We start from the raw sequence: 15,804 nt of genomic DNA, 5'->3' as shown, positions 1-15,804 counted from the left end.
CGCCTCGTTTCAGCCCGCGTCACCCCAGCCGCCGCCGAGCGCGACGTAGAACGCGACCGTGTCCTGCAGTCGCTGAGCGACCGCCTGCAGCCACGCCAGGCGTGCCTGATGGTATTGCACGTCGGCGACCAGCAACTGCACATAGCCCGAAATCCCCGCGTCATAGCCGGCCTGCGTGAGCGTCAGTGCATCGCGGGCCGCGGCCATTGCGCGGGCCTGCGCGTCGAGCGCCGTCGCATCGTTCGCGAGCGCGCGCAGCGTGTCGGCGACCTGCGAGAACGCCGACAGCACCACTTGCCGGTAGGTCGCATCGGCTTCGTCATACGCATCCTGTGCCGCGCGCCGCTGGTTCAGCAGTGTCCCGCCGTGAAAGAGCGGTGCGGTGAGCCCGGCGCCGACGCTCCACGCACGGCCGGCCGGCGCGAACAGCTGGCCGGCGACGATGCTGTCGAAGCCACCCGACGCGGACAGCGTGAGATTCGGATAAAGCGCGGCCGTCGCGACGCCGACCTGCGCACTGGCCACGTGCAATTGCGCTTCCGCCTGCAGGATGTCCGGCCGGCGGCGCACCAGCGACGACGGCGCCGTATCCGGCAGGCTCGCCGGCAGCGCGATGCGCTCGAGCGACAGGTCGGGCGTGTGCCAGTCGACGGGGTAGCGGCCGGCCAGCAGCGCGAGCAGATCGTCGGCCTGCGCGCGTTTCTGGTCGAGCGCGGGCAGCGTCGCCTCGAGCGACGCGCGCTGCGATTCCAGCGTGAGCACGGCGACGTAGGCCGCCGCGCCGGCCGTCACCTGCGCACGCGTCAGGCGGATCTGCTCGTCGAGCAGGCCGATCATTTCGCGTGTGGCCGCGGCCTGGTCGCGATACGCGGCACGCGCGATCATCGTGTTGACGACGTTTGCGGTCAGCATCAGGTACGCGCCTGCCAGCGCCTGGCGCTGCGCGTCGACACCGGCCGCCAGCGCCTCGACCTGGCGTCGCTCGCCGCCCCACAGGTCGAGCGTGTAGCTGACCGTCGCCGACAGCGTGTACAGGTTGAAGATCGATGCCGGCAGTGCCTGCCCGGTGCGCAGCGGCGTGTCACGCTGGCGCGCCGCGCCGGCCTGCGCATCGGCCTGCGGAAAGAAGACGCCTTCGCCGGCCCGCAGCGCATGTTCGCTGCGCCGCAGCGTCGCCTCGGCGAGATCGAGCGTCGGGCTGCCGGTCAGTGCCTCGCCGACGGTCGAGTCGATCGCTCGGCTGCCGAAGCGGGTCCACCAGTCGCGCGTGAGCGGCTCGCTCGCCGACAGCGCCTGTGTCTGCCCGCCTGCCGTCCACGCGCCGGCGGCGGTGTCCGCCGCGACGAAACGCGATACACGCGGAGCGGGCGGACGCGTGAAGTCGGGCCCGACCATGCATCCGGCCAGCGACGCGACGGCCGCGAGCACGGCCGCCGCGCGCGGCATCCGGTGGACGAGGCGATTACTTGCCGGCCACGTACACATCGACGATCTGCCCGGGGAACAACCGGACAGCCTTGTTCGGGACGATACGGAAAATGACCGGCAGCACGCGCACGTCGACACGTTCGGTGCGCTGGTCGGACAATTCGATCTTCGGCGTCACGTACGGTTGCACGCGGACGAACTGGAGGTCGGCCTCGACCGACGTGCCGCGCACGAACATGTGCGCCTTCAGTGCGTGCAGGTCGGGCAACTGGTGGATCAGGATTTCGTCGATGTAGCAGCGCACCTGCAGGCGGTCGACCGGCGTGCCGAGCACCGCGACGGGCGCGTTGCCCTGCGTGTAGGTGTCGTACAGCCCCTGCGACGTCAGGTACGAGCCGACCGCCGCGTTCATCGCGAGCACGGTGCCGTCGGCCGGCGCGCGCAGCGTGTAGCGGGCGAGCAGCGCGGCGGCCGCGTCGGCCGCGCGTCGCAGCGCGACGGATTGCGCTTCCTGGTTGCGCACGTCGTAGCTCCACGCGCCGGCTTTCGTCAGGCGATACTGCCGCGTCACGACGTCGAGGTTGGCCGTCGCGACGCGTACTGCGTTCGCGGCCGTATCGAGCGCGTCGCGGCTGACGGCCTTCGGGTCGATGTCGTACGCGTGCCGCTGCTTGTCGTACTGATCCTGCGCGAGCTTCAGGCTGGCCTGTGCGGCCGTCGTTTGCGCACTCGCCACGTCGAGCACCTCGCGTCGCGGCTGGGCCTTCAGCTCGTCGAGCAGCGCGGCGGCCGCGTCGGCCTGCGCCGTGAGCTGCGCGGCGGTGGCGCGCTGCACCGAGTCGTCGATCGTCAGCAGCGCATCGCCGGCCTTCACGGGATCGCCGTCGTGCACGAGGATGCGTGTCACCGCGCCCGTCACGTCCGGGTAGACGTTCACGTTCGCGCCGGCCGGCTGCTCGCTTTCGACGATCCCGTTCGCATAGACGCCGCGCGCATACGGGTTGGCGGCCGGTTTGAACACTGGCGGCTGCGGCGGCTCCTGGCGGCTGTACACCCATGCGGCGACGAGGCTTGCTAGGAAACCGAGCAGCGCCGCCACGAACACGAGCCGGTGTTTCATCGCGCACCTCCGCGGTCGATGCCGTTCAGCTTGCCGTCCTCCATCCGCAGGATGCGGTCCGCGTATTCGAAGATCCGCGCGTCGTGCGTGACGATCACGATGCAACGCGTGTCGTTCAGCACCTGGTGCTTGACGAAGTCGATGATCATGCGGCCCGTGTCGCCGTCGAGCGATGCGGTCGGTTCATCGAGGATCAGCAGGTCGGGCTGGCTGACGATCGCGCGTGCGATCGCCACGCGCTGCTGTTCGCCGCCGGACAGCTTGACGGGCGGCAGTTGCGCGCGGTTCGCGAGCCCGACGACGTCGAGATAGCCGAGTGCTTCGTGCAGCGCTTCGTCCCACGGCCGGCGTTTCAGGATCAGCGGGATCGCGACGTTCTCCGCGGTCGTGAGCCGAGGGAACAGGTGATAGTCCTGAAAGACGAAGCCGATCCGGTTCAGCCGGAAATCCGCAATCGCGTCGTTCGGCTGCGCCCACAGGTCGACGCCGTCGATCGACACCGAGCCCGATTCCGGCCGCAGGATCCCCGAGATCACGCTGAGCAGCGTCGTCTTGCCGCTGCCGGACGGTCCGACGATCAGCAGCATCTCGCCGAAGTGCGCCTGCATCGATACCTCGCACAAGGCCTGCGTGCGCGCGTCGCCTTCGCCGAACCATTTGCTGACGCCGCGCGCGTCGATCGCGATCTTCGTCATCGTCAGCCCCGGAAGATGTCGAACGGTTCGATGCGCAGCACACGCCGCACGCCGAGATAGCTCGAGATCGTCGCGATCACCACCACCATCCCGAATGCGAGCGCCAGATTGCCGAACGTGACGAGCGCCGCGTAATCCGGAATCTGCAGCTTCGCGAGGCTGATCATCAGCACGCACAGGCCGACGCCGATGCCGTAGCCTGTCAGCGCGGTGAAGGTCGCCTGGAACAGGATCATCGCGACCAGCTCGCGGCTTTTCGCGCCGATCGCCTTCAGCGCGCCGAACTTGTCGAGGTTCTCGAGGATGAACGCATAGAACGTCTGGCCCGAGATCGACAGGCCGATGATGAAGCTGATGATCGTCATCAGCATGATGTTGGTGCCGAGCCCCGTCTCGTACTTGTAGAAGCGCGCGATCTGCGCGATGAATTCGTCACGCGTGTACGCGCGATAGCCGAGCGACGTCACGACGGCCTTGATGTGCGCGATGTCCGCCTCCGACTTCGGCTCGACGAGGATGTACGACGTGGTGAAGCGCGGCGACGGAATGTACTGGATCGCACGGGCATACGTGGTGTAGAGCGTGGGCGTGCCGAACAGGCCGCTGGCCGCCACCTTCGCGATGCCGACGATCACGCCGCGGTGGTCGTTCAGCTCGAAATCGGTGCCGACCGACGGATTCTCGAGCTTCGGAAACTCGGGATCCTGGATCGCGATGAAGCCGTTTTCCGCGTAGATGTCCTCGATCCGGCCCTGCAGCATCGTCGGGCGGCCGAGCAGGCTTGCGTCGTCGAGGCCGACGACCGTCACGGCCTGATAGGTGCCGGAGCGCAGCTTGACGAGCGCTGCGCCGGAATAGAGCGGCACCGCATACTTGACGCCGTCGATGCTGCGCACTGCATCGAGGACGTAGTCGGGCATGCCGATGCTGTTCGCGATCGTCTTCACGGCCGGGTCCATCACCCACACCTTCGCGCCGATGTTGATCACGGACGCCGACGACTTGTTCAGGATGCCGGCGAACAGCGACGTCATCTCGATCATCAGCAGCACCGAGAACGTGATGCCGACGGTCAGCGCGGTGAACTTCGCGCTGTCGTTCACGAGCAGCTTGAACGCGAGGCGGAGGATGCCGTTCATGATGGGGAAGGCACGGGATGCGGGCGCATCACGAATGCTCGCCGACCGCCGGATTCGACTGCGCGACGAAGGCGGCGATGCCCGAAACGAGCGCGACAATCGCGTAAGGGAGGACATGCACCCCGACCAGCATCGCATGCACGACGCCCAGCAGCGACGCGAGTGCGACGAAAACACCGAGCGTGGCCAGAACGATCCGGTAGGGCAGGCGCATCATGACGTTCTCCCGGGGGCGGCCGCCGGCCGCCCGTGATCGCGCGGCCGCGCTGCCGCAATCGCGGTCGCTACGGTTTGCGCAAGACGTGACGTCATGATCGCGTGCAGGGTTCCGGCACGGTTGATCTGTATCAACGGACGAATCCGGGCGCCGCGAGGGTATCCGGCCGCTTACCCGGTCGCTTACGCCATTTGCGTGATGGTCTTGCGGAAGCGCATCAGCGACAGCAGGAACAGCACGCATCCGATCGCGAACAGCACCGCGAACTGGATCCAGACCGCATCGAGGCCGGCGCCCCGGTACAGGATGCGTTGCGCGAGTTCGACGAAATGCGTGGTCGGCGCGGCCAGCATGATGTCCTGCACTGCCACCGGCATGCTCTCGCGCGGCGTCAGCCCGCCCGACAGCAACTGCAACGGCAGCAGCACGAGCACCAGCAGCATCCCGAACTGCGGCATGCTGCGCACGAGCGTCGCGAGAAAGATGCCCATCGACGTCGTCGCGAACAGGTGCAGCGCCATCCCGGCCACGAACAGCGGGATGGAGCCCGGAATCGGCACGTGCAGCGCCCCGCCCACGACCAGCGTCAGCGACGCGACGGCTGCCACCGTGACGACGAGGCCCATCGACCAGACCTTCGCGAGCATGATCTCTGCCGCCGTCACCGGCATCACGAGCAGATGCTCGATCGTGCCGTGCTCGCGCTCGCGGATCAGCGCGGCCCCGGTGAGGATCATCGACAGCATCGTCACGTTGTTGATCAGCTCCATCAACGCGCCGAACCACACCTCGTCGAGATTCGGGTTGAAGCGCATGCGCATCGCGAGATCGACGGGCGGTAACGGCGCGCCGCGATAGCGGCGCACGAACGCGTCGATCTCGCCCGACACGATCTGCTGCACGTAGCCGCCGCCGGTAAACGCCTGCGTCATGCGGGTCGCGTCGACGTTGAGCTGGATCGTCGCAGGGCGGCCGGCGAGCACGTCGCGCTGGAAATCAGGCGGAATGTCGAGCGAGAACGTGTAGTCGCCATTGTCGAGACCGCGGTCGGCCGCAGCCGCGTCGACGATCGGGGGCGGTGCGAACTGCGGCGGGAAGAACGCAGCGGCGATGCGCGCCGACAGCGGCGACGCGTCTTCGTCGACGATCGCGATCGGCACCTTGTGCAGCGTTTCCGGGCGCGCGGTGGCGGCGACGTAAATCGACGCGCTGAACGTGTAGACGATCAGCACGAGCAGGATCGGATCGCGGGCGAGGCTCCAGAGCTCCTTGACCCCGAGCCGGAAAATGACGAGCAGGCGCGACATGGTCAGCGCTCCTGTTTGCGCAGCAGCACGGCGGTCATGACGAGGATGGCGGGCGCCGCCGCGAGCAGCGGCCAGAACTGCGACGACAGGTCGGCCAGGCCGAGTGCCTTGTTGAACACGCCGCGGCTGATCGCGAGCATGTAGGTGGCCGGGTAGACCGTCCCGATCCATTTGCCGGCGCCTTCCAGCGACGACAGCGGCGTGAGCAGCCCCGAGAACTGCACGACGGGAATCAGCGTGCCGACGATCGTCATGAAGATCGCGGCGATCTGGCTGCGCGTGAACGTCGACGCGAACAGGCCGATGCCCGTGGCCACCACGTTGAAGACCAGCACCGCGGCCGCGAGCGTGAAGAAGCTGCCCTTGATCCGCACGCCGAACGCGAGGTCGGCCAGCACGACCATCAGCAGGAAATTCAGCATGGCCAGCATCACGTAGGGCGCCTGCTTGCCGAGCAGGAATTCGGCGCGTGTGACGGGCGTCACGTACAGGTTGACGATCGACCCGAGCTCCCGTTCGCGGACGACGGCCAGCGCCGTCAGCATCGCGGGCAGCATCAGCAGCAGCATCGGCATGATGGCCGGGATCATCGCCGGCAGGCTCCTGACGTCCGGGTTGTAGCGATAGCGGACGGCGATCTCGACGGCCGGCGCGAGCGACACGCCGAGCCGGCGCTTGGCCTTGTCGCGCAGCCAGTTTTCATGCATGCCGGCGACGTAGCCGCGGATCGTCTCCGCGCGCATCGGCATCGCGCCGTCGATCCACACGCCGATCTCGACGCGCCGGCCGTGCGCGATGTCGCGGGCGAAGCCGGGCGGAATCTCGATCGCGAGCGACAACTGGCCGTTGCGCATGCGGCGATCGATGTCGCGATCGTCCACGAGCGGTGCGCGCGGCACGAAGTAGCGGGAGCCGGCGAGGTTCTGCGCATAGTCCTGACTCAGCATCGACTGGTCGTGGTCGAGCACCGCGAACGTCAGGTTGTCGACGTCGAGGCTGATGCCGATGCTGATCACGCACATCAGCACGAGCGATCCGAACAGCGCCAGCGTCGCACGGAGCGGGTCGCGGCGCAGCTCCAGCACTTCGCGCCACAGGTAGCTGCCGGCGCGTGCGGGGCTGAACCATGCGGTTGCGCGGCCGGCACCGGCACGAGTGTCGGCCGCGTCGGCGGCGTCGGGCGGCGCGCTCAGCCAGCCCGCGTCGGACGACTGGTCCATCGGTGCGCTGTCCACGCGCTGCGCATCGGTCAGGTAGGCGATGAACGCCTCTTCGAGCGTGGCAGCGCCGCGCGTGCGCACGAGTTCCCCGGGGGCGGCGCTGGCGAGCACCCGGCCCGCGTGCATCAGCGAGATGCGATCGCAGCGCTCGGCTTCGTTCATGAAGTGCGTCGAGATGAAGATCGTGACGCGATCGTGCCGTGCCAGCTCGATCATCAGCCGCCAGAAGTCGTCGCGCGCGACAGGGTCCACGCCGGACGTCGGTTCGTCGAGGATCAGCAACTCGGGCTTGTGCACCATCGCCACCGCGAGGGACAGCCGTTGCCGCATGCCGAGCGGCAGGCTTTCGGGCAGCGTGTCGAGCGAGCCGGCCAGCCCGAAGCGCTCGACCATTTCGGCGACCCGCCCTGGCACGTCCGTCTCCGGCACGCCGAACAGGCGCGCATGCAGCACGAGGTTCTGCCGCACGGTCAGCTCGCCGTACAGCGAAAACCCCTGCGACATGTAGCCGACCCGCCGGCGCGTGTCGATGTCGTCGGCGGCGACCGGCTGGCCGAACAGCGTCGCCGTGCCGTCGGACGCGGGGAGCAGCCCCGTGAGCATCTTCATCGTCGTCGACTTGCCGCAGCCGTTGGAGCCGAGGAAGCCGAAGATCTCGCCGCGACGGATCTGCAGGCTGACGTGATCGACCGCGACGAAATCGCCGAACCGCATCGTCAGTCCGTCGGCCTCGATCGCGTAGCCGGCGGCGGCATCGGGCTGGAACGGCGCGATCCGGATCGGCTGGTGCCCGCGCCGCTGTGCGTCCGGGAGCAACGCGACGAACGCGTCCTCGAGCGTGCCGCATCCGGTGCGGGCCAGCAGTTCGTCCGGGCTGCCGGTCGCCAGCACGCGCCCGGCATCCATCGCGATCAGCCGGTCGAACCGCCGGGCCTCGTCCATGTACGCGGTGGCCACCAGCACGCTCATCGCCGGACGGGCGGCGCGAATGCGCCCGATCAGCTCCCAGAACTGCGCGCGCGACAGCGGATCGACGCCGGTCGTCGGTTCGTCGAGGATCAGCAGGTCCGGATCGTGGATCAGCGCGCAGCACAGGCCGAGCTTCTGCTTCATGCCGCCGGACAGTTTGCCGGCGGGCCGATCCAGGAACGGGTGCAGGCCGGTGCTGTGCGTGAGTGCATCGATGCGGCGGCGCCGCTCCGCCGCGTCGTGGCCGAAGAGCCGCGCGAAGAACTGCAGGTTTTCCTCGACGGACAGCGTCGCATACAGGTTCCGGCCCAGGCCTTGCGGCATGTAGGCGACGCGCCGGCAGACGCGCGCGCGATGACGGCGTGACGACAGGTCGCCGCCGAGGGTCCAGACGCGCCCCTGCTGGATCGCCCGTGCGCCGGACACGAGCGCGAGCAGGCTCGACTTGCCGACGCCGTCCGGCCCGATCAGGCCGATCATGCGGCCGGCCGGAATGTCGAGCGTCACGTCGTCGAGCGCGGCCTTGTCGCCGTAACGCAGCGAAACGCCGGACAGGCGTGCGACCGGCGCAGGAACCGGCGGGCCTTCGGTCGCGCCTGCGGCGGGTTCGGCCAGGAGCGTCGACTTCATTGGGGGACCTTGACCGCGAGGCGCGCGGGCCACGCGGCATTCGGATCGGCCTTCAGCCACGCGACGCCCGGCAGACCGGTCTTGACGAGCTTCAGATGGCGCTGCAGCAGGTCGCGATCGATGCGCGCCTTCACGCGGAACATCAGCTTCTGCCGTTCGGTGGCCGTCTCGACCGTCTTCGGCGTGAACTGCGCGGTGCTCGACACGTACGACACGCGGGCCGGAATCACGTACTCCGGCGCCGCATCGAGCACGATTCGCACGTCGGCGCCGAGCGGCACCCGTCCGACGACCGTCTCGGGCAGGAAGAAGGTCATGTAGACATCCGACAAGTCGACCACGTTGAGCACCTTGCCGCCGGCCGGCAGCACTTCGCCCGATTCGGCCACCCGATACTGCACGCGCCCGTCGCGCGGCGATGTCAGGTCGCTATCCGAGATGTCGGCCTGCACGCGCGCGACCGTCGCCTGCGCAGCCGTCACGGCGGAGTTAGCGGCGACGAGCTGGGCGCGGGTCGCGTCGATCGCGGCCTGCGCGGCCTGCACCTGTGCGCGTGCCGCATTCACGGTCGCCCGCAGGCTGCCGGCGCGGGCGCGGTCGTCGTCGAGCTCCTGCATCGACGACGCGCCGTCGCGCGACAGCGTCTCGGAGCGCGCGAGCCGCCGCGTCGCCGCATCCAGTTCGCTGTCCCGCTGGACGACGACAGCCTCGGCCGCTGCCTTGTCGCTGCGCCGCTGCGCGACCTGCGCGTCGATGCTCACCGCCGTGTTCACCGCCTGCTGCTCCCGGGCTCGCGCTTCGTCGAGCTGCGCCTGCAGGACGACGACGTCCATGCGCGCGAGCGGCTGGCCTGCCTTCACGAAGTCGCCTTCGTCGACGAGCATCGCGGTGACACGCCCCGGCAGCTTGGTCGCGACGTCGATCTCGGTCGCTTCGATACGGCCGTTGCCGCTCACGAGGCCGGCATCGGCCTGACCGTCATGCCAGCGCGTCCATCCGTAATACGTCATGCCGATCACGAGCACGGCGACGCCTGCCCCGATCAGAAGAGGGCGCTTGAGGGTTTTCATCGTAGGGAATCCGGATTCGTCGATTCGTTGGTCGTTGGCGCGGCGGCAGCGTCGCTGTCGCGCGTGGCGCCGCCGAGCGCGCCATAGAGCGCGACGCGGCTGGACAGCAGCGCCCGGCGCGTCATCACCCATTGCTGCTCCGCGTTCATCAGGTCGCGCTGCGCGTCGAGCACCTCGAGGAACCGGGTCGCGCCGCTGTCGTAGCGCAGCTTCGCGAGGCGGGCCCGTTCGGCCTGCGAATCCAGCGTGGCGCGCTCGATGCGCACCTCGTCGGCCAGCCAGTAGCGGGATGCAAGTGCGTCGGAGACGTCGCGAAACGCGCCCTGGATCGTCCGCTCGTAGCGCGCGAGCGCTTCGTTGCGCTGCGCGTGCGCAAGCGCGAGATTCGAGCGATTGCGGCCGCCGTCGATCAGCGGCAGCGTCACGCTCGGGATCACCGACCAGACGCCGGTGCTGGACGTCAGGAGGTCATGCAGCGCGCTGCTGCCCGAGCCGATCGAGCTCGTCAGCGCGATGCGCGGAAAGAACGCGGCGCGCGCCGCGCCGATGTTCGCGCGGGTTGCCTGCAGTTCGTGCTCGGCCGCAATCACGTCCGGCCGCCGGGCGAGCAGCGACGAGGGCAGGCCGGGGGCGAGCGACGGCGCGACGGCACCGTCGTCGAGCGCGAGCGGCGTGCCGGCCAGATTCGGCGGTGCCCCGACCAGCAAGGCCAGTGCATCGGCCGCCGACGCGCGCGCCTGCTGCAGCTGGGCGCCGAGGGACTCCGCCTGCTGGAGCAGGATCTCGGCCTGCGTCAGGTCGAGGCGGGAGATTGCGCCGGCTGCGTGGCGAAGCCGGAAAATCCGCAGCGACTCGCGGCGCGTGTCGATCGTCGCGCGGGTCAGCGCGATGCGCTCGTCGTATTCACACAGCGCCAGATACGCGTTGGCGACCGACGTGATCACGCTCAGCGTGGCGGCACGCCGGGCCGCGTCGCTCGCGAGATAGCGTTGCAGTGCCGCGTCCTTCAGGTTGCGGACACGGCCCCAGAAATCGAGTTCCCACTGCGTTTCGGCCAGCTGGACCTCGTAGACCTGACCGATGAACGGGGCGGGCGTGAGGAACCCGCCCGGTGCGCGAAACCGCGCATAGGCCGCGCCGGCGCCGATCGTCGGCCACTGGTCCGCGCGGCGGATGCCGTAGGCGGCGCGTGCCTGTTCGACGCGTGCAACGGCCGCGCGCAGGTCGCGATTGTTGGCCAGCGCCTGCGCGATCAGCGCACGAAGGCGCGTATCAACGAAGTAGTCCTGCCACGCGGGCACCTGGGTTGCCACAGGCGTGTTGCCGGCTGCCGGATCCAGAAAGGCGGCGGGAACCGGCGCGGCCGGAGGTTCGTCACTCGGTGCGAGCGACAGGCATCCGGAAATCAGGCCGATACCAGTTGCGAGCGCAACTAAATGCACGTATCGGACGGCCGTGATGCGGAAGACGGAGGGAAGCGCGATGGCGCGCATGGAAAGCCTCGGCGAATACGGGAACGCAGGGTGGCGCCGCCTCGTGACGTCGCCGCTTCGGGTTCACTTATATCCGACGATTGACGCTCCTCCCCTTGATCTGCATCACTTCGGCGGGAATGCGTTTCGAGCGGTGCTTCGGTTGACAGACGAGCCACAACGATCTCACGCCCACGGATTGCGTCGGGCACCGGGGCCGAGCAAGCCGCGCGGCAACGGTGAGTGGGAGTCAAGATCGGCAAACGTTCGGCCTTCACGGAAACCGAACAGCCGGGCCGTGACGCTTGTCGGGAACGTATGCAATCTGGCGTTATAGAGTGCGACAGCATTGTCGTATTGCTCGCGGGCGATACCGATCCGCAGCTCGACGGCTCGAAGACGCACTTTGACCACGCTGTAGTGCGGGTCGGTGAACATCGCGCGATCGGAATCCGACTCGGCCAGCAAACGGGACACGGCGACTTCGAATTTGAGTTGGACGCTGTCGTAGTTGGGGAGAGCGTCGGCCCGCCGCAGCACGTCGACGGTGACGGACGTGGCGGCGAGGGCCGCGCAGGCATCGCGCGTCGCGCTCAGCTGTGCACGCCGGGCCGCGGATTCCCGGGACGCCGTCTGCAGAAGGTCGGCGACGATCGCGGCGCGTTCGCTGTAGGTGCTGACGACCCCGTTCAGCGCCAGGGCGACCCGATTGTCGTCGTCCCGCAGTCGCGCGAGGCTGCCGCTGGCCGGCACCAGTGCAAAGACGACAAGCGCCACCGAAAGCATCTTCATGTCGGATTCCGTTGTACCGCCGTGCCGGTTGCCGGACAGCCTGGGGTCAATTCTCGATACCGGATCCGGATTGCCGATTGACGTCGGTCAACCAGGACGCCTGTGTCGTGCACGGCAGAACCTGGCTCGCAGGGCTTGTCGGCCACGGGACCTGCGCGACGTGCAGTCTTCGCCGCCCACACAATGGCGAAAAGACGAGTCAGGCCCACTTTTTGCGTGAGGGATTGCCGTTACGTATATCGTGTCAAGCGAGGAATCGATGATGCTGGCCGACCCGAGTCAGAACCCGGAGGGTTCCAACAGGAAGGCGCATGGCGCGTGGAAACGATCGCGCAGTTCTTTGCTGCGTCAGGCCTTGTTCCGTATGGTTTTCGTCTTCAGCGGTCTCCCGGGCTGATCTGGTCGTACGTGGTCGCCGACGCAATCATCACGCATTCCTGCCATTCGAACCCCGTCGCGCCGTGGGTATTCGCGCGTCGTCGCACGGATCTGCCTTTCATCGGGATGCCGCTGGCCACGGTCGAGGTCGGCGATCCGGACTGAGTACACCCGCCGGTACGCTCGTATTGACCGGGATGACGTCTCCCCGCTACCTGGTCCCTTTCAGATTGCGGTGGTTTCTCTGCTCCTCCCCCCCGCCTGCATTCTTCCCGCCACGCCCGGACCCGCACCGTTGACCTGAATCAAGCGGGTTCCGGTGGTTCGGCATCTACTATGGTCTTGGTTGCTCCGCCGCGGAATTTTCGGCCTTGTCGACGCATTGTTTCGCCGCTTCCGGTTTCCTTCCGGAATCGACGAATATCAAATACATAGTAATCCGAATTCTATTTTCATTTATCAGAGACCTGATCATGGTTGCCGTTTGTCATGCGGCGAGTCGTATGACCAGGAGAAGTCACCGTGTGTGGAGAACTGACATGAGTCAACCTGTCGTGGAGAAGCCCTCCGTCGAGGGCGGCCGGACGTCGTCCGTGCCGAAGGCGGTCGCTGGCGGTCCCGATACACGCAAGCTCGGCTTGCTGCTGCTGAGCGGCATCGTCGTCGGCTCGATGATCGGCGGCGGGGCGTTCAACCTCCCGCAGAACATGGCCGCGGGCGCCGGCCTCGGCGCCATCGCGATCGCATGGATCATCACGCTCGTCGGCATGTTCTTTCTGGCAAACGCGTTTCGGACGCTGGCGGACCAGTGCCCCGAACTCACTGCTGGCATCTACTCGTATGCGCGAGAAGGCTTCGGCAAGTTCGCGGGTTTCGAGATGGCCTGGGGATACTGGCTCAGCTCCGCGTTCGGCAACGTCGCGTTCGCGGTGCTGATCATGCAGACGCTCGGCTATTTTTTCCCCGCGTTCGATGGCAAGAACTGGCAGTCGATTGCAGGCGGATCGCTGCTGATCTGGGCCTTGCACTTCATGGTGCTTTCCGGCGTGAAGCGCGCGGCGATCCTCAACACGATAACGAGCGTGGTCAATGTCGTGACGCTGTCCGTCGCCATTGTCGTCATGGCGCTGTTTTTCCAGAAGGGACATTTTTCGTTCGATGTGTGGGGACAGCAGCAGCATCTCGGCGGCACGCTTGCACAGGTCAAGAGCACGATGCTGGTCACGCTCTGGGTGTTCATCGGCATCGAGGGCGCCGTCGTCGTGTCCGACCGGGCGCGCGATCAGCACGCGGTGGGCACCGCGACGTTCATCGGGCTCGCAGTCTGCACGACGCTCTATTTCCTGCTTTCCGCGCTGCCGTTCGGCGTGATGTCCCAGCATCAGCTGGCGGGCCTGCAGAATCCGTCCACGGCCTATGTCATCGAACAGCTCGTCGGGCACTGGGGGGCGGTCTTCGTCGTCGTCGCGCTGCTGTTCTCGGTGCTGAGCTGCTGGCTGGCGTGGACGGTCCTCGTTGCCGAGTTGCCGTATGCAGCCGCCAAGGACAATATTTTTCCGCGGTTCCTGTCGCATGAGAATCGCCATCATGCGGCTGCGCCGTCGCTTTGGATTTCGAGTGGCGTGATGCAGGCCATGATGTTCGTCGTGCTGTTTGCGCACGACGCGTGGATGTGGCTCATCAGCGTGGCCGGCGTGATGATCCTGCCGCCGTATCTCGCAAGCACCGGCTTCCTGTGGAAATGCGCGACGCAGAAGAGCTTCCGCGAGCAGGCGGGCGAGGGCAAACGCGCGTCGATGTGGACCGGCATTCTGGGCACCGCATACGCTGCATGGCTGCTCTACGCAGCCGGTCCTACCTATCTGCTGATGTCGACGATCTTCTTCGTGATCGGCATCCCCGTGTTCTGGTATGCGCAGCGCGAGAAGAATCCAGACTCACCCGCGTTTACCGGACTCGAGCGCACGGCCGCAGTCGTCTTGCTCGCCGTCGCGGTGACTGCATGCGTGCTGTTCGCGAAGGGCGTCGTGTCGATTGGCTGACGGGTATCGAATACGCGATCGACAGGGCCGATGACGAACAGGCCACGCCATCGCGGCGGCGTGTCCACTCAAAAATGCTGCGGAACTTCCGGAATCCGATCATGACTCTTGGCGTTCATTCCGAGACCGGCAAACTGCGAACCGTGATGGTTTGCGCGCCTGGCCTCGCTCATCGCCGGCTGACGCCGGCCAACTGCGGAGCCTTGCTCTTCGACGACGTGATCTGGGTCGACAAGGCCATCGAGGATCATCAGGCGTTCGTGCGCGTCCTGCGCGAACGAGACGTGGAGGTGCTGGAGTTTCAGCATCTACTGGCCGAAGTCTGCCTCGATACCGGCGCGCGCGACTGGATACTCGATCGCCGCATCACGGAGGAGGAGGTCGGAACAGGCATGCTTCGCGAGTTGCGGCTATGGCTCGAATCGATGCCCGCGCAGCAGCTTGCCGAGGTGCTGATCGGCGGCGTCGCGAAATCGGAACTGCCGTTCGATGCACGCGGTTTGTTTGGCGGATATCTGGAGCGATCGGACTTCGTGATTCCGCCGCTCGTGAACCTGATTTTTCAGCGCGACCCGAGTGCATGGATCTACGGCGGGGTGACGTTGCATCCGATGTTCTGGCCCGCGCGCAGGAAAGAAACACTGCTGCTCGCGGCCGTCTACGCGTTTCATCCTCGCTTCGCGGGCAAGGTCAGAACGTGGTGGGGCGACCCCGACGTCGATCACGGCACGCAGACGCTCGAAGGCGGCGACGTGATGGCCATCGGCAACGGCGTCGTGCTGATCGGCATGGGCGAGCGATCGAGCCCGCAAGCCGTCACGCAGGTCGCGCGCGCACTGTTCGCCGGCAACGGTGCGAAGCGCGTGATTGCATGCCAGTTTCCGAAGTCACGCGCGTCGATGCATCTCGACACGGTCTTTTCGTTCCTCGACGTCGATTTCGTCAGCATTTATCCGGACGTGGCCGACGAGATCCGCTGCACGAGCCTGTATGCCGGAGACGCGCTCGGGCAGATTCGCTACGAGCGTCATGACGAGAAGTTCCTGCAGGTCGTGGCGAGCGCGCTCGGTGTCGGCTCGCTGCGCGTGCTGACGACGGGCGGGGACCGCTACGAAAGCGAGCGCGAGCAATGGGACGACGGCAACAACGTGCTCGCGCTCGACCGTCGCGTCGTGCTCGCGTACGACCGCAACACCCACACGAACCGCAAGATGCGCCAGGCCGGTGTCGATGTGATCGAGCTGCCCGGCGGCGAGCTAGGCCGCGGGCGTGGCGGCAGTCACTGCCTGAGCTGCCCGGTCGCGCGCGATCCGGTCGCGCTCTGA

At 67.2% G+C, this 15,804-nt stretch carries 13 protein-coding genes; 3 read left to right on the top strand and 10 right to left on the bottom strand.

The features are described 5' to 3' along the window. Positions 1–9: 9 nt before the first annotated feature. The 10 genes from QZM67_RS11895 to QZM67_RS11850 all read right to left on the bottom strand — a co-directional run bounded on the left by QZM67_RS11895 (position 10) and on the right by QZM67_RS11850 (position 12,059). Complete coding sequence (locus QZM67_RS11895; RefSeq protein ID WP_301803045.1) at positions 10–1,485, bottom strand: efflux transporter outer membrane subunit; 1,476 nt, start codon at positions 1,483–1,485, stop codon at positions 10–12. Then, on the bottom strand, positions 1,463–2,548 hold the full coding sequence (locus tag QZM67_RS11890) for an HlyD family secretion protein (RefSeq protein ID WP_301803042.1): 1,086 nt from the start codon (positions 2,546–2,548) through the stop codon (positions 1,463–1,465). Before QZM67_RS11890 ends, QZM67_RS11895 begins: the two co-directional genes overlap by 23 nt. Further along, positions 2,545–3,249: an ABC transporter ATP-binding protein gene (locus QZM67_RS11885; protein ID WP_301803759.1), complete on the bottom strand. Its 705-nt coding sequence runs from the start codon at positions 3,247–3,249 to the stop codon at positions 2,545–2,547. Before QZM67_RS11885 ends, QZM67_RS11890 begins: the two co-directional genes overlap by 4 nt. Then, positions 3,246–4,382, bottom strand: coding sequence for an ABC transporter permease (locus tag QZM67_RS11880; RefSeq protein ID WP_301803039.1), 1,137 nt, complete (start codon positions 4,380–4,382; stop codon positions 3,246–3,248). Before QZM67_RS11880 ends, QZM67_RS11885 begins: the two co-directional genes overlap by 4 nt. 28 nt (positions 4,383–4,410) lie before the next feature. Beyond that, entirely contained in the window at positions 4,411–4,599 is a 189-nt protein-coding gene (locus tag QZM67_RS11875) for a DUF2964 family protein (protein WP_301803038.1), read from the bottom strand. A 182-nt stretch (positions 4,600–4,781) separates the two neighbouring features. Further along, entirely contained in the window at positions 4,782–5,906 is a 1,125-nt protein-coding gene (locus QZM67_RS11870) for an ABC transporter permease (RefSeq protein ID WP_301803033.1), read from the bottom strand. A gap of 2 nt (positions 5,907–5,908) precedes the next feature. Continuing rightward, a complete protein-coding gene (rbbA, locus tag QZM67_RS11865; RefSeq protein ID WP_301803030.1) occupies positions 5,909–8,725 on the bottom strand; it encodes a ribosome-associated ATPase/putative transporter RbbA in 2,817 nt (938 codons plus the stop codon). Continuing rightward, the gene (locus tag QZM67_RS11860) at positions 8,722–9,795 is read right to left on the bottom strand and encodes an HlyD family secretion protein (protein ID WP_301803027.1); all 1,074 of its coding nucleotides are present in this window, start codon (positions 9,793–9,795) and stop codon (positions 8,722–8,724) included. Before QZM67_RS11860 ends, rbbA begins: the two co-directional genes overlap by 4 nt. After that, complete coding sequence (locus tag QZM67_RS11855; protein WP_301803024.1) at positions 9,792–11,288, bottom strand: efflux transporter outer membrane subunit; 1,497 nt, start codon at positions 11,286–11,288, stop codon at positions 9,792–9,794. The genes QZM67_RS11860 and QZM67_RS11855 overlap by 4 nt, the downstream gene beginning before the upstream one ends. A 165-nt stretch (positions 11,289–11,453) precedes the next feature. Beyond that, positions 11,454–12,059, bottom strand: a complete 606-nt coding sequence (locus QZM67_RS11850) for a LemA family protein (RefSeq protein ID WP_301803021.1) — start codon at positions 12,057–12,059, stop codon at positions 11,454–11,456. A gap of 318 nt (positions 12,060–12,377) precedes the next feature. Here QZM67_RS11850 and QZM67_RS11845 point away from each other — a divergent pair, with 318 nt between their 5' ends. The 3 genes from QZM67_RS11845 (at position 12,378) to QZM67_RS11835 (ending at position 15,804) form a co-directional block, all read left to right on the top strand. Then, positions 12,378–12,602, top strand: coding sequence for a hypothetical protein (locus tag QZM67_RS11845; protein WP_301803018.1), 225 nt, complete (start codon positions 12,378–12,380; stop codon positions 12,600–12,602). Positions 12,603–12,808: 206 nt separating this feature from the next. Then, positions 12,809–14,479, top strand: a complete 1,671-nt coding sequence (locus QZM67_RS11840; protein WP_301803016.1) for a basic amino acid/polyamine antiporter — start codon at positions 12,809–12,811, stop codon at positions 14,477–14,479. 101 nt (positions 14,480–14,580) lie between these two features. After that, positions 14,581–15,804: an arginine deiminase gene (locus QZM67_RS11835; protein ID WP_301803014.1), complete on the top strand. Its 1,224-nt coding sequence runs from the start codon at positions 14,581–14,583 to the stop codon at positions 15,802–15,804.

Source organism: Burkholderia sp. AU45251 (assembly GCF_030482905.1).
GTDB classification, from domain to species: Bacteria; Pseudomonadota; Gammaproteobacteria; order Burkholderiales; family Burkholderiaceae; genus Burkholderia; species Burkholderia aenigmatica.
This window is presented reverse-complemented; position numbering and strand designations above follow the sequence as displayed.

Excerpts from the sequence above, each read along its gene's own strand:
- QZM67_RS11880 (WP_301803039.1), bottom strand. The coding sequence starts at position 4,382 with ATGAACGGCATCCTCCGCCTCGCGTTCAAGCTGCTCGTGAACGACAGC.
- QZM67_RS11890 (WP_301803042.1), bottom strand. The coding sequence starts at position 2,548 with ATGAAACACCGGCTCGTGTTCGTGGCGGCGCTGCTCGGTTTCCTAGCA.
- QZM67_RS11870 (WP_301803033.1), bottom strand. The coding sequence starts at position 5,906 with ATGTCGCGCCTGCTCGTCATTTTCCGGCTCGGGGTCAAGGAGCTCTGG.
- QZM67_RS11850 (WP_301803021.1), bottom strand. The coding sequence starts at position 12,059 with ATGAAGATGCTTTCGGTGGCGCTTGTCGTCTTTGCACTGGTGCCGGCC.
- QZM67_RS11855 (WP_301803024.1), bottom strand. The coding sequence starts at position 11,288 with ATGCGCGCCATCGCGCTTCCCTCCGTCTTCCGCATCACGGCCGTCCGA.
- QZM67_RS11895 (WP_301803045.1), bottom strand. The coding sequence starts at position 1,485 with ATGTGTACGTGGCCGGCAAGTAATCGCCTCGTCCACCGGATGCCGCGC.
- QZM67_RS11835 (WP_301803014.1), top strand. The coding sequence starts at position 14,581 with ATGACTCTTGGCGTTCATTCCGAGACCGGCAAACTGCGAACCGTGATG.
- QZM67_RS11875 (WP_301803038.1), bottom strand. The coding sequence starts at position 4,599 with ATGATGCGCCTGCCCTACCGGATCGTTCTGGCCACGCTCGGTGTTTTC.
- rbbA (WP_301803030.1), bottom strand. The coding sequence starts at position 8,725 with ATGAAGTCGACGCTCCTGGCCGAACCCGCCGCAGGCGCGACCGAAGGC.
- QZM67_RS11860 (WP_301803027.1), bottom strand. The coding sequence starts at position 9,795 with ATGAAAACCCTCAAGCGCCCTCTTCTGATCGGGGCAGGCGTCGCCGTG.